13 protein-coding genes are annotated in these 13805 nt (G+C 61.2%); 10 read left to right on the top strand and 3 right to left on the bottom strand.

Going from position 1 to position 13805, the window contains the following annotated elements; translation table 11 throughout:
* The first annotated feature begins 182 nt into the window (after positions 1-182).
* The 10 genes from lptF (at position 183) to tadA (ending at position 11383) form a co-directional block, all read left to right on the top strand.
* Positions 183-1301: an LPS export ABC transporter permease LptF gene (gene lptF / locus BLW22_RS02610; protein ID WP_065924181.1), complete on the top strand. Its 1119-nt coding sequence runs from the start codon at positions 183-185 to the stop codon at positions 1299-1301.
* Entirely contained in the window at positions 1294-2373 is a 1080-nt protein-coding gene (gene lptG, locus BLW22_RS02615) for an LPS export ABC transporter permease LptG (RefSeq protein WP_065924180.1), read from the top strand. Before lptF ends, lptG begins: the two co-directional genes overlap by 8 nt.
* Positions 2374-2524: 151 nt before the next feature.
* On the top strand, positions 2525-4324 hold the full coding sequence (gene lepA / locus BLW22_RS02620; protein WP_027604664.1) for a translation elongation factor 4: 1800 nt from the start codon (positions 2525-2527) through the stop codon (positions 4322-4324).
* Positions 4325-4329: 5 nt separating this feature from the next.
* Complete coding sequence (lepB, locus tag BLW22_RS02625; protein ID WP_027604663.1) at positions 4330-5184, top strand: signal peptidase I; 855 nt, start codon at positions 4330-4332, stop codon at positions 5182-5184.
* Between the two features lie 147 nt (positions 5185-5331).
* A complete protein-coding gene (gene rnc, locus BLW22_RS02630) occupies positions 5332-6021 on the top strand; it encodes a ribonuclease III (protein ID WP_027604662.1) in 690 nt (229 codons plus the stop codon).
* Positions 6014-6916 carry a GTPase Era gene (gene era / locus BLW22_RS02635; protein WP_027604661.1) on the top strand — a complete coding sequence of 301 codons (903 nt, stop codon included), beginning with the start codon at positions 6014-6016 and terminating at the stop codon, positions 6914-6916. The genes rnc and era overlap by 8 nt, the downstream gene beginning before the upstream one ends.
* Before the next feature lie 998 nt (positions 6917-7914).
* Positions 7915-8604, top strand: a complete 690-nt coding sequence (gene recO, locus BLW22_RS02645; RefSeq protein WP_074844002.1) for a DNA repair protein RecO — start codon at positions 7915-7917, stop codon at positions 8602-8604.
* 52 nt (positions 8605-8656) lie between these two features.
* Complete coding sequence (gene pdxJ, locus BLW22_RS02650) at positions 8657-9400, top strand: pyridoxine 5'-phosphate synthase (protein ID WP_027604659.1); 744 nt, start codon at positions 8657-8659, stop codon at positions 9398-9400.
* 103 nt (positions 9401-9503) lie between these two features.
* Entirely contained in the window at positions 9504-10886 is a 1383-nt protein-coding gene (locus BLW22_RS02655) for a multicopper oxidase family protein (protein WP_074845135.1), read from the top strand.
* Positions 10886-11383 (top strand): tRNA adenosine(34) deaminase TadA, encoded by a 498-nt coding sequence (gene tadA / locus BLW22_RS02660; protein WP_074844004.1) that lies wholly within the window; start codon positions 10886-10888, stop codon positions 11381-11383. The genes BLW22_RS02655 and tadA overlap by 1 nt, the downstream gene beginning before the upstream one ends.
* Positions 11384-11416: 33 nt before the next feature.
* On the opposite strand, the gene cmoB is transcribed toward tadA, so the two are convergent.
* From cmoB to BLW22_RS02675, 3 genes are read right to left on the bottom strand one after another with little or no spacing between them, the layout of a single operon-like run.
* The gene (gene cmoB / locus BLW22_RS02665) at positions 11417-12373 is read right to left on the bottom strand and encodes a tRNA 5-methoxyuridine(34)/uridine 5-oxyacetic acid(34) synthase CmoB (protein WP_074844007.1); all 957 of its coding nucleotides are present in this window, start codon (positions 12371-12373) and stop codon (positions 11417-11419) included.
* Positions 12370-13113: a carboxy-S-adenosyl-L-methionine synthase CmoA gene (cmoA, locus tag BLW22_RS02670; RefSeq protein ID WP_074844009.1), complete on the bottom strand. Its 744-nt coding sequence runs from the start codon at positions 13111-13113 to the stop codon at positions 12370-12372. The genes cmoB and cmoA overlap by 4 nt, the downstream gene beginning before the upstream one ends.
* A gap of 35 nt (positions 13114-13148) precedes the next feature.
* Complete coding sequence (locus BLW22_RS02675; protein ID WP_065926592.1) at positions 13149-13805, bottom strand: lysoplasmalogenase; 657 nt, start codon at positions 13803-13805, stop codon at positions 13149-13151.

Consider the following 13805-nt stretch of genomic DNA (forward strand, 5'->3'; position numbering starts at 1 on the left):
CAGTTTGAACCTCGCCGACGGAGCCTGACAACCCTTTGTGCCTGCGCATGAGGTTGCGCAGTGACAGGCGCGGTCAATCACAGGATAATGCGCCATCTTTTTAGCCGGCCCGGTGCAAACGGGCTGACTCGGTATGCTTGCTTGTTTGGCCGCCTTAGCCTGACAACCCTGGAGTGTCTGGTTTGATCGTCTTCCGTTATCTGTCCCGCGAAGTCCTGTTGACCCTGAGTGCCGTGAGTGCGGTCCTGCTGGTCATCATCATGAGTGGTCGTTTCGTCAAATACCTGGCCCAGGCTGCCTCCGGCGCCCTGGACCCAGGCTCGCTGTTCCTGATCATGGGCTTTCGCCTGCCGGGATTCTTGCAACTGATCCTGCCGCTGGGCCTGTTCCTCGGCATCCTGCTGGCCTACGGCCGCTTGTACCTTGAAAGTGAAATGACCGTGCTCTCGGCCACCGGCATGAGCCAGCAGCGCCTGCTGGGCATGACCATGATTCCGGCGGCCGGCGTTGCGCTGATCGTGGCCTGGTTGAGCCTGAGCCTGGCTCCCCAGGGCGCGATGCAGTTCCAGTTGGTGCTGAACAAACAGGACGCGATGACCGAGTTCGACACCCTCGAGCCGGGCCGTTTCCAGGCACTCAATGATGGCTCGCGGGTGACTTACACGGAAACCTTGACCGACGACCGCGCCAACCTGGGCGGTGTGTTCATCTCCGAGAAACGGTTTGGCCAGGACAAGAAAGACCGGGGCATTTCCGTACTGGTGGCCGATTCGGGCCGCCAGGAAGTGCGTCCTGACGGCAGCCGCTACCTGATCCTGGAAAATGGCTATCGCTACGATGGCAGTCCAGGCATGGCCGACTATCGCGCGATCAAGTACGACACCTATGGCGTGATGCTGGCCCGCCCGGATATCAGCGACGAAGTCACCGACCGCGACGCCATCCCCACGGCGGACCTGCTCGGCAGCAAGGAACTGCGCTCCATCGCCGAGCTGCAATGGCGGATTTCCCTGCCGCTGCTGGTGTTTATCGTGACCCTGATGGCCGTGCCGCTGTCGCGCGTCAACCCGCGCCAGGGCCGTTTCCTCAAGCTGTTGCCGGCGATCCTGCTGTACATGGCTTACCTCACCATCCTGATTTCCGCCCGTGGCTCCCTGGAGAAAGGCAAGCTGTCGCCGGTCCTGGGCCTGTGGTGGGTGCACGGCATGTTCCTGTTGATCGGCCTGGGGCTGCTGTATTGGGAGCCTATTCGTTTGAAAATGATGAGCCGTCGTGGCCAGAAGGAGTTGGCTCGTGGCTAAGCTCGATCGCTACATTGGTAGCAGCGTCCTGATCGCCATCCTGGCGGTACTGGGCATTATCCTGGGTCTGGCCTCGTTGTTCGCCTTCATCGATGAAGTCGGCAACGTCAGCGACACCTATACCGTATGGGACGTGCTCGGCTACGTGGCACTCACCGCGCCGCGTCGTCTCTACGACATGATGCCGATGGCCGCGCTGATCGGTTGCCTGATCGGCCTGGGCAGCCTGGCCAGCAACAGCGAACTGACCATCATGCGCGCCGCCGGTGTGTCCATCGGGCGTATCGTCTGGGCGGTCATGAAGCCTATGTTGCTGCTGATGCTGTGCAGCGTGCTGATCGGTGAGTACGTAGCGCCGCCGGCCGAAACCACCGCCCAGGCCAATCGAGCCCTGGCCCAGGGCTCGGGCGATGCACAAAGCGCCAAGCATGGCCTGTGGCACCGCCAGGGTGATGAGTTCATCCACATCAACGCCGTGCAACCGGGCGGGCTGTTGATCGGTGTGACGCGCTATACGTTCGACAAGGAACGTCACATGCTGTCGTCCAGTTTCGCCAAACGCGCGCAGTACGGCGACGAAAAATGGCAACTGACCGACGTCACCACGACTTACTTCCGCAATGTCGGCCAAGGCACCAAGGCCAGCACCGAAGTGATCAATGTGCCGAGTGAAGAGTGGGATATCGCCCTCAAGCCGGAACTGCTCAATACGGTGGTGATGATCCCCGAAAGCCTGCCGATCTCCGGGTTGTGGGGCTATATCCACTACCTGAAGGATCAAGGCTTGAATAACGGTCGTTACTGGCTGGCATTTTGGGTCAAGGTGTTGCAGCCGGTGGTGACCGCCGCACTGGTGCTGATGGCGATCTCGTTCATCTTCGGTCCGTTGCGCTCCGTGACCCTCGGCCAGCGGGTATTCACTGGCGTGCTGGTCGGTTTCACCTTCCGCATCGCCCAGGATCTGCTCGGCCCGTCGAGCCTGGTGTTCGGGTTCTCGCCGCTGTTTGCAGTGCTGGTGCCGACGGCCATCTGCGCCCTGGCCGGGTTCTGGCTGCTGCGCCGGGCCGGCTGATACCGCACCGTTGGATAAAAAATGCCCCGCTCGGATGAGTGGGGCATTTTTGTTCTGGTCAGCAAAGATGACGCCCGGCCTGAGCATCAGGTACAATTCCCGGCTATTTTTCAGCGGGCAATCTGCCTGCAGCCTTTTTGAGTGTTGATCCGTGAGTGATTTGAGTCATATCCGCAATTTCTCCATCATCGCCCACATTGACCATGGTAAGTCGACGCTGGCCGATCGATTCATCCAGATGTGCGGCGGCCTTGCCGAGCGTGAAATGGAAGCCCAGGTGCTGGACTCCATGGACCTCGAACGCGAGCGCGGGATCACCATCAAGGCCCACAGCGTTACCCTGTACTACACCGCCAAAGACGGTATCAAGTACCAGTTGAACTTCATTGACACCCCGGGCCACGTGGACTTCACCTATGAAGTCAGCCGCTCCCTGGCGGCCTGCGAAGGTGCGCTGCTGGTGGTGGACGCGGGCCAGGGCGTTGAAGCCCAGTCCGTGGCCAACTGCTACACCGCCATCGAGCAAGGCCTGGAAGTCATGCCGGTGCTGAACAAGATCGACCTGCCACAGGCCGATCCGGACCGCGTAAAAGAAGAAATCGAAAAAATCATCGGCATTGACGCCACCGACGCCGTCGAGTGCAGCGCCAAGACCGGCCTGGGCGTCGACGAAGTGCTCGAGCGCCTGGTCAAGACTATCCCGGCCCCCACCGGCAACTACGAAGATCCGCTGCAGGCGTTGATCATCGACTCCTGGTTCGACAACTACCTGGGGGTTGTCTCCCTGGTACGCGTGCGCCACGGCCGTGTGAAGAAGGGCGACAAGATCCTGGTCAAGTCCACCGGCAAGATCCACCTGGTGGACAGCGTCGGTGTATTCAACCCCAAGCACACCGCGACCACTGATCTGAAAGCCGGTGAAGTAGGTTTCATCATCGCCGGCATCAAGGACATTCATGGTGCGCCGGTGGGTGACACCCTGACCTTGAGCTCCACCCCTGACGTCGACGTGCTGCCGGGCTTCAAACGCATCCAGCCGCAGGTCTACGCCGGCCTGTTCCCGGTCAGCTCCGACGACTTCGAAGACTTCCGCGAAGCCCTGCAAAAGCTGACCCTCAACGACTCGTCGTTGCAGTACACCCCGGAAAGCTCCGACGCCCTGGGCTTCGGCTTCCGCTGCGGCTTCCTCGGCATGCTGCACATGGAAATCATCCAGGAGCGCCTTGAGCGCGAGTACGACCTGGACCTGATCACCACGGCGCCGACGGTTATTTTCGAGCTGCTGCTCAAAAACGGTGAAACGATTTACGTCGACAACCCGTCCAAGCTCCCAGACCTGTCTTCCATCGAAGACATGCGCGAGCCGATCGTGCGGGCCAATATCCTTGTGCCGCAGGAACACCTGGGCAACGTCATTACCCTGTGTATCGAAAAGCGTGGCGTGCAGCACGACATGCTGTTCCTCGGTACCCAGGTGCAAGTGACCTACGATTTGCCGATGAACGAAGTGGTCCTGGACTTCTTTGACCGTCTCAAATCCACCAGTCGCGGCTATGCTTCGCTGGATTACCATTTCGACCGTTACCAATCGGCTAATCTGGTGAAACTGGATGTGCTGATCAACGGCGACAAGGTCGATGCCCTGGCACTGATCGTGCACAAGGACAACGCGCACTACAAAGGTCGCCAGTTGACCGAGAAGATGAAAGAACTGATTCCGCGCCAGATGTTCGACGTCGCGATCCAGGCCGCCATTGGCGGGCAGATCATTGCGCGAACCTCCGTCAAGGCACTCAGAAAGAACGTACTGGCCAAATGCTACGGTGGCGACGTCAGCCGTAAGCGCAAGCTGCTTGAGAAGCAAAAGGCCGGTAAAAAACGCATGAAGCAAGTGGGCAACGTGGAAATTCCACAAGAAGCCTTCCTTGCGGTGCTCAGGTTGGATAGTTAGGTCCTATGTCGCTAAATTTCCCGCTGTTGCTGGTCATCGCCGTTGCCGTTTGCGGTCTCCTGGCGTTGCTCGATCTGGTGTTCTTCGCCCCGCGTCGGCGGGCGGCTATCGCGTCCTATCAGGGCAGCGTCAGCCAGCCCGATGGCATGGTGATCGAGAAGCTGAACAAAGAGCCCTTGCTGGTTGAATACGGCAAGTCGTTCTTCCCGGTGTTGTTCATCGTGCTGGTGCTGCGCTCGTTCCTGGTGGAACCGTTTCAGATCCCGTCGGGCTCGATGAAACCTACCCTGGACGTGGGCGATTTCATCCTGGTGAACAAGTTCTCCTACGGGATTCGCCTGCCGGTGATCGACAAGAAGGTCATCGAAGTCGGTGATCCGCAGCGCGGCGACGTGATGGTGTTCCGCTACCCGAGCGACCCGAACGTCAACTACATCAAGCGTGTGGTAGGCCTGCCGGGCGACGTGATTCGCTACACCAGCGACAAGCGTCTGTTCATCAACGGCGAGTCGGTGGCCGAGAAGCTGATCGGTTCCGAACCGAACAGCCTGGGCAGTGCCGAGCTGTACCAGGAAAAACTCGGTGCGGTAGAGCACGAAATCCGCAAGGAAATGAGCCGCTACCGTGCCATGCCTGATGGTGAGTGGAAAGTGCCGGCCGGGCACTACTTCATGATGGGCGACAACCGCGACAACTCCAATGACAGCCGTTACTGGGATGACCCGAGCATTCCCAAGGACCTGCTGGGCATGGTTCCCGACCAGAATATCGTCGGCAAGGCCTTTGCGGTCTGGATGAGCTGGCCGGAACCCAAGCTCAGCCACCTGCCGAACTTCTCGCGGGTCGGGCTGATCAAGTAATACAAGCGGCGCTGTGCACACAGCGCCGAATGCTTTTCTGGGGCCTGGACATTTCCCGTCCCCGTGCAATACCAACCAGGATTTGAATTTGAACACTGCGTCAATCGTCGATGGCCGCCGGTGCCACCACACAGATATGGGTAAACCGTGACCGTTTCTCTAAGTCGTCTCGAGCGCCAGCTCGGCTACACCTTCAAGGATCAGGAATTGATGGTCCTTGCCCTCACACACCGCAGCTTTGCAGGGCGTAACAACGAACGCCTGGAATTCCTCGGTGATGCCATCCTCAATTTCGTCGCCGGTGAAGCTCTGTTCGAGCGCTTTCCCCAAGCCCGTGAAGGCCAGCTGTCGCGTTTACGCGCACGCCTGGTAAAGGGCGAGACCCTGGCCGTACTGGCCCGTGGTTTTGGCCTGGGTGAGTACCTGCGCCTCGGCTCCGGTGAGTTGAAGAGCGGCGGGTTCCGCCGTGAGTCGATCCTGGCCGATGCGCTTGAGGCATTGATCGGCGCGATCTACCTCGATGCAGGCATGGAAGCGGCCAAGGAGCGCGTCACCGCGTGGCTGACCTCCGAGATCGAAAGCCTCACGCTGGTCGACACCAACAAGGATCCGAAGACCCGACTGCAGGAATTCCTGCAATCGCGCGGTTGCGACCTGCCACGCTACGAAGTGGTGGATATCCAGGGTGAGCCCCATTGCCGCGTGTTCTTCGTGGAATGTGAAATCACCTTACTGAATGAAAAAAGCCGAGGTCAGGGTGTGAGCCGTCGCATTGCCGAACAGGTAGCGGCCGCTGCAGCACTGATTGCCCTGGGCGTGGAGAATGGCCATGACTGATTCAACCGCAACACGCTGTGGCTATGTTGCCATCGTCGGCCGCCCGAACGTGGGCAAGTCCACGCTGCTGAACCATATCCTCGGCCAGAAGCTTGCAATCACCTCGCGCAAGCCGCAAACCACCCGCCACAACATGCTGGGCATCAAGACCGAAGGCAGCGTGCAAGCGGTCTACGTCGACACCCCGGGCATGCACAAGGGCGGCGAGAAAGCCCTTAATCGCTACATGAACAAGACGGCCTCGGCGGCGTTGAAAGACGTGGACGTGGTGATCTTCGTGGTCGACCGCACCAAGTGGACCGACGAAGACCAGATGGTTCTCGAGCGTGTGCAGTACGTCACCGGCCCTTTGATCGTCGCGTTGAACAAGACCGACCGCATCGAAGACAAAGCCGAGCTGATGCCGCACCTGAGCTGGCTGCAGGAGCAACTGCCGAACGCCCAGATCATGCCGATCTCGGCCCAGCACGGCCACAACCTCGAAGCCCTGGAGCGCGTGATCGCCGGCTACCTGCCGGAGAACGAACACTTCTTCCCGGAAGACCAGATCACCGACCGCAGCAGCCGTTTCCTCGCCGCCGAACTGGTGCGTGAGAAAATCATGCGCCAGATGGGCGCCGAGCTGCCGTACCAGATCACCGTTGAAATCGAAGAGTTCAAGCAGCAGGGCAAGACCCTGCATATCCATGCGCTGATCCTCGTCGAACGTGACGGCCAGAAGAAAATCATCATCGGCGACAAGGGCGAGCGCATCAAACGCATCGGCACCGAAGCGCGCAAGGACATGGAATTGCTGTTCGATTCCAAGATCATGCTTAACCTGTGGGTGAAGGTTAAGGGTGGTTGGTCCGATGATGAGCGTGCGTTACGCTCCCTTGGCTACGGCGACCTGTAAGGACACCGCAGGGCAAAAAATGTGGGAGGGGGCTTGCCCCCGATAGCCATGGATATCTACACAATTTTCCGTGGTCTGTGGCGAGGGAGCTTGGGCCCGTGGCGGCCTTCGGGCCGACCGCTTTTTGGGGTTTGGGGGAGTACATATCCGTTGCTGCGGTCACGGCGACTTAGGGTTCCGCCCTTACGGCGGGTCACTTTTGGAAGAGCCCAAAAGTAACCAAAAGGCTCTCGCCCCACCACTCGGTATCTCGCCTAGGCTCGGTATGCCCGAACGCAGGCTTGAATCCGTGGGCCGCCGTCATGGGCCATCCCTGGCCAGGACGGCTAACCCGGCGTCCTGCCGGGTTACCCACGGATTCAAGCCTGCGTTCGGCCAGCGTGGTTAACGGGGCGCCTGAGATCAAGATCAAAAGCCAGAGCCAGAGCAGATCAAAAGATGGCTGACTTCGTCAGCGGTTAAGGAAGTAGAAGCCACACCGCGTACGCTTCAAAGATCAGGTCGGCTTTAAGGCCGCCTCGTCTTGTTTTTGATTTGGGATCGCCCCGTCAAACACGCTGGCCGAACGCAGGCTTTGGAGTGTGGGTAACCCGGCAGGACGCCGGGTTAGCCGCGCTGGGCCATGGATGGCCCATCGCGGCGGCCCACGCTCCAAAGCCTGCGTTCGGGCACACCGAGCCTAAGCGAGGTGCCGAGTGTTGGGGCGAAGGCCTTTTGGTTACTTTTGTGCCTTTACAAAAGTGACACGCCGTAAGGGCGTAACCCTAAGTGGCCGTTACCGCAGCAACGGATATGTACTCGGTCAAATCCAACGACATGGTCGGCCCGAAGGCCGCCACGGGCCCAAGCTCCCTCGCCACAGGCCGCTGAAAAAAGTTGTGTAGATACTTATGCCCCGATAGCGGTGGGTCAGTTAACCAATAAATGACTGACACACTGCCATCGGGGGCAAGCCCCCTCCCACATTAGGTTTGTGTTGTTTTCAAGATAGAGAACCCATGTCCCAATCCCAACCCATCAGCCAACTCGCCTACGTCCTGCACAGCCGCGCCTACCGCGAGACCAGCGCCCTGGTGGATTTCCTTACGCCCCAAGGCCGCCTGCGCGCGGTGTTGCGCAGCGCGCGGGGCAAGGCGGGGACATTGGCGCGACCTTTCGTGGCGTTGGACGTGGAGTTTCGCGGCAAGGGCGAGTTGAAGAACGTCGGCCGCCTGGAAAGCGTCGGCACGTCCGCCTGGCTCAATGGCGATGCACTGTTCAGCGGCCTCTACCTTAATGAACTGCTGATCCGCCTGTTGCCCGCCGAAGACCCGCACCCGGCGGTCTTCGATCACTACGCCGCCACCTTGCTGGCCCTGGCCGAGGGCCGCCCCCTGGAGCCGCTGTTGCGCGCCTTCGAATGGCGCCTGCTCGACGACCTGGGCTACGGCTTCGAACTGCACAACGACCTGCACGGCGACCCCGTCGCCGCCGACGGCATGTATCGCCTGCAGGTGGATGCGGGCCTGGAGCGTGTGTACCTGCTGCAACCGGGACTGTTCCAGGGCACCGAGCTGCTGGCCATGAGCGAGGCCGACTGGAGCGCCCCCGGTGCCTTGTCCGCCGCCAAGCGCTTGATGCGCCAGGCCCTGGCCGTGCACTTAGGCGGACGGCCGCTGGTCAGTCGCGAGTTGTTTCGAAAGCCCTGACATCCCCGTGTATGCTGTGCAGCGTTTCTTTCCCCTTTTCAGGAGCGCTTCCGTGACCACCAGCAATCGCATTCTTCTTGGCGTCAACATCGACCACGTCGCTACCCTGCGCCAGGCCCGGGGCACCCGTTACCCTGACCCGGTCAAGGCCGCGCTGGACGCCGAAGAAGCGGGCGCCGACGGCATCACCGTGCACCTGCGCGAAGACCGCCGCCACATCCAGGAGCGCGATGTGCTGCTGCTCAAGGACGTGCTGCAAACCCGCATGAACTTCGAGATGGGCGTCACCGAAGAAATGATGGCCTTCGCCGAGCGCATCCGTCCGGCGCACATCTGCCTGGTCCCGGAAACCCGCCAGGAACTGACCACCGAAGGCGGCCTCGACGTGGCCGGCCAGGAAGCGCGGATCAAGGCCGCCGTGGAGCGCCTGTCGAAGATCGGCAGCGAAGTGTCACTGTTCATCGACGCCGACGAACGTCAGATCGAAGCGTCCCGCCGTGTCGGCGCGCCGGCCATCGAACTGCACACCGGCCGTTACGCCGACGCCACCACACCGACCGAAGTGGCGGATGAACTGCAGCGCATCATTGACGGTGTGAACTGCGGCCTCAATGAAGGCCTGATCGTCAACGCCGGCCACGGCCTGCACTACCACAACGTCGAAGCAGTGGCTGCGATCAAGGGCATCAACGAGCTGAACATCGGCCACGCGCTGGTAGCCCACGCGCTGTTCGTCGGTTTCAAAGGCGCGGTGGCCGAGATGAAAGCCCTGATCCTGGCGGCCGCCAAGCGCTGATCGCAGATCCGCGGCAATGCGAAGCCTTACTGTTTAGCCAATGCAGGTGTATCGTATCCGCCCTTTGCAGGCCCTGCGCCTGCGGCAGATACGTGAGGTTGTTGTGTCCCGATCCTTTTCCCGTCGACAAATCCTGGGTGGTCTTGCCGGCCTGGCCGTAGTGGGCGTCGGTGCCGGTGGCGCCTACCGCTACTGGCTGGGGAAAGTCGCCGAAGCCGAGGCGGGGCACGATTACGAATTGATCGCCGCGCCGCTCGACGTAGAACTGGTGCCGGGGCACAAGACCCAGGCCTGGGCCTTCGGCCCTTCGGCACCGGGCACCGAGTTGCGCGTGCGTCAGGGTGAGTGGCTGCGGGTGCGCTTTATCAACCACTTGCCGGTCGCCACCACGATCCACTGGCACGGCATCCGCCTGCCGCTGGAAATGGACGGCGTGCCCTACGTCTCGCAATTGCCGGTGCTGCCCGGCGAATACTTCGACTACACATTCCGCGTGCCCGACGCCGGCAGCTACTGGTACCACCCCCATGTGAACAGCAGCGAAGAACTCGGCCGCGGCCTGGTCGGCCCGCTGATTATCGAAGAACGCGAACCCACCGGGTTCAAGCACGAACGCACCCTGAGCCTGAAGAGCTGGCATGTGGACGAAGAGGGCGCCTTTGTCGCCTTCAGCATTCCCCGTGAGGCCGCGCGCGGGGGCACGGCCGGGCGGTTGTCGACCATCAATGGTGTATCCCAGGCGGTGATCGACCTGCCTGCCGGGCAGATCACCCGTGTGCGCCTGCTCAACCTCGACAACACCCTGACCTATCGCATCAACATCCCCGACGTCGAAGCGCAGATCTACGCCCTGGACGGCAACCCTGTCGAACCGCGCCCGCTGGGCAAGGAATACTGGCTGGGTCCGGGCATGCGTATCTGCCTGGCGATCAAGGCGCCGCCGGCGGGGGAAGAACTGTCGATCCGCAACGGCCCGGTGCGCCTGGGCACTTTCCGCTCAGTCGCCAACACCGACGCACCGACCGAATGGCCCCCGGCATTGCCCGCCAACCCGATTGCCGAGCCGGACCTGGCCAATGCGGAGAAACTCAACTTCAATTTCGAGTGGGTCGGTTCAGTGTCGGTGAATGTCGATAATGGCAAGCCGCCGAGCCTGTGGCAGATCAACGGCCAGGCCTGGGACATCACCGACAAGACCTGCGCCGACCGCCCGATTGCCAAGCTGGAAAAAGGCAAGAGCTACATTTTCGAATTTAAGAACATGACCCAGTACCAGCACCCGATCCACCTGCACGGCATGAGCTTCAAGGTGATCGTCTCGAACCGCCATAAGGTGATCCCGTACTTCACCGACACTTACCTGCTGGGCAAGAACGAACGTGCTCGAGTGGCCTTGGTGGCGGATAACCCAGGGGTGTGGATGTTCCATTGCCATGTGATCGACCACATGGAAACCGGCCTGATGGCCGCCATCGAGGTGGCGTGATGCGCCAGTTTCGCCCCACGGCGATTATCGACCGCAGCCGCGATCAGGATTTCATGCGCGAAGCCCTGGCGCTTGCCGCCCAAGGCGCGGCGCTGGGCGAAGTGCCGGTGGGCGCGGTGCTGGTGCAGGACGGTGAAATCATCGGCCGCGGCTTCAACTGCCCGATCAGCGGCAATGACCCCAGCGCCCATGCCGAAATGGTCGCCATTCGCGCCGCTGCGCACGCTGTCAGCAACTACCGACTGCCGGGCAGTACGCTGTACGTGACCCTGGAACCGTGCAGCATGTGCGCCGGGCTGATCGTGCATTCACGCATCGCGCGGGTGGTGTATGGCGCGTTGGAGCCGAAAGCGGGGATCGTGCAAAGCCAGGGGCAGTTTTTTACCCAAGGGTTTCTTAACCATCGGGTGTTGTTTGAAGGCGGGGTGCTGGCCGAGGAGTGCGGCACGGTGTTGAGCGAATTCTTCAAGGCCCGCCGAGCCAAGCCCCCGCTCTAAAGAACACTTCATTTTTTCAGGGAGTTTGGGGGCTTACTTTTTAGCGATGATCACCGCCCGCATCGGCGCCGGCAGCCCTTCAATCGTCTTGCAGTGATCCTGTGGATCGAGGAAGTCGCTGAGGGACTGATACTTCATCCACTCCGTCCCGCGCTGTTCCTCCACCGTGGTCACGCTCACATCCACGCACCTCACATCACTGAACCCGGCACGCCGCAGCCACAGCATCAACGCCGGCACTGAGGGCAGGAACCACACGTTACGCATCTGCGCATAACGGTCTTCCGGCACCAGCACCTGTTGCTGGTCGCCTTCCACCACCAAGGTTTCCAGGACCAGTTCGCCGCCCTTGACCAAGGTGTCCTTCAGCGCCAGCAAATGCTCGATCGGCGAGCGGCGGTGATAGAACACCCCCATGGAAAACACCGTGTCGAAGCCTTCCAGGTTCGCCGGCAGGTCTTCAAACGGGAACGGTAGGTGCCAGGCCTTGGGTTCGGACAGGTAACGCTGTACGGCCTGGAACTGGCAGAAGAACAGCCAGTTCGGGTCGACGCCAATCACGCTGTCGGCCCCGGCGCCGAGCATGCGCCACATGTAGTAACCGTTGCCGCAACCGACATCGAGAATGCGCTTGCCCTTCAGGTCCAGGTGCGGGGCCACACGCGACCACTTCCAGTCCGAGCGCCATTCGGTGTCCACATGCACGCCGAACAGGTGGAACGGGCCCTTGCGCCACGGGCTCAAGCCCATCAGCGCGGTGTGCATTTGCGCACGGGTGGCATCGTCGCAATCGGTGTCCAGCACCAGGCCGTTGAGTAGGTCGACTTCACTGGGCTGGATCTTGGGCAGCGCGTCCAGGGCACTCTGCCAACGCTCCAGGTCGCCATGACCCTTTTCCATCTTGCTATCGAGCTGCGCTTGCAGGCCTTGGGCCCATACAGCCAGGGGGGTACCGACCAGATGGCGGGCGAGGGGGGACAGATCAATCATGGCAAGGCAATCAACGAGGCAAAGTTAAGACACTGGAACCACGGCACGACTTTCGAAAACCCGGCCGCCAGCAGGCGTTCGCGGTGTTCTTCGAGGCTGTCGGGCTTCATGACGTTTTCGATGGCGCTGCGCTTCTGGGCGATTTCCAGTTCGCTGTAGCCGTTGGCGCGTTTGAACGCGATATGCAGGTCGGTGAGCAGCGCATGTTCTTCCAGGTCGTTGAAGCGCAGCTTTTCCGAAAGGATCAGTGCGCCGCCGGGCAATAACGACCGGCGGATACGCCCGAGCAACGCCAGGCGCTCATCCGGGGCGATAAATTGCAGGGTGAAGTTCAACGCCACCACCGAGGCCGGTTGGAACTGCAGCGCGAGGATGTCGCCGTCGATCACCTCGACCGGCAGCAGCTCCTGGAACATCGAGTCCTGGCCATTGAGGTATTCGCGGCAGCGCTCGACCATGGCCGCCGAGTTATCCACCGCGATCACGCGGCAACCGTCGGTGCGCACATGACGGCGCAAGGCCTGGGTCACCGCTCCCAGGGACGAGCCCAGGTCGTAGAGCACGCTGTGTGGTTGGGCAAACTGCGCTGCAAGCACGCCGAGGTTTTCGACAATCGTCGGGTAACCGGGCACCGAACGCTTGATCATGTCCGGGAACACCCGCACCACGTCCTCGTTAAAGGCGAAGTCCGGCACCTGGGGCAGGGGCTGGGCGAATAGGCGATCGGGTTCTTTGCTCACGGTTGTTCCGGCGACGAAGGGGAAAGGCCGGCATTTTAGCCAAGTTGGCCCTCGTGTGCGCGGGTTGTCTGATGGAAAGCCGAGGCGGTGATGCCCCACTGTCCGAGCCAGTAGGTGACGATCAACAAATACGGCGCGGCGTCGAATGACAGCACAAACCGATTGATGCCGATCAGCGTGTCGGAAAACACAAACGACACCGCGCCCGCCGCCGCCAGCAGCGCCGAGCGTTTCGGTACATCGCTGCCCACACGTGCCAGCGCGCGCCAGAGCATGGCGCTGATCACCAGTGCGTAAATCACCACCGGTACCAGCAGTTCGCCAAGACCGTGGGAGATCAGGATGCCCAGCAGGATCGCGCCCACGCCCAGCGCCAACGCCAACGGCAGCAGCGCCAGACGGCGGCAGTCGCTGAAATAGGCTCTGAGATAGGCCAGGTGGGCACACAGGAAAGCGCCGAGGCCGAAGATAAACAGGTCGCCCGGCCAGGCCAGCAATACATCGCCGACCAGGGAAAAAATCAGCCCGAGGCTGATCCAGCGTCGATAGTCGGTCGGCGGCGCATCATGCAGCCAACCCAGCAGCGCCAGCACCGGCAGCGGCTTGACCAGCAGGCACAGCAACGTGGCATGGGTGCTCAGGCCGTAGATAAAGGTGCCTGCGCCCATCAACGCAAGAATCAGCCATGGCAT

Origin of the sequence: Pseudomonas marginalis (assembly GCF_900105325.1) — a bacterium.
GTDB classification, from domain to species: Bacteria; Pseudomonadota; Gammaproteobacteria; order Pseudomonadales; family Pseudomonadaceae; genus Aquipseudomonas; species Aquipseudomonas marginalis.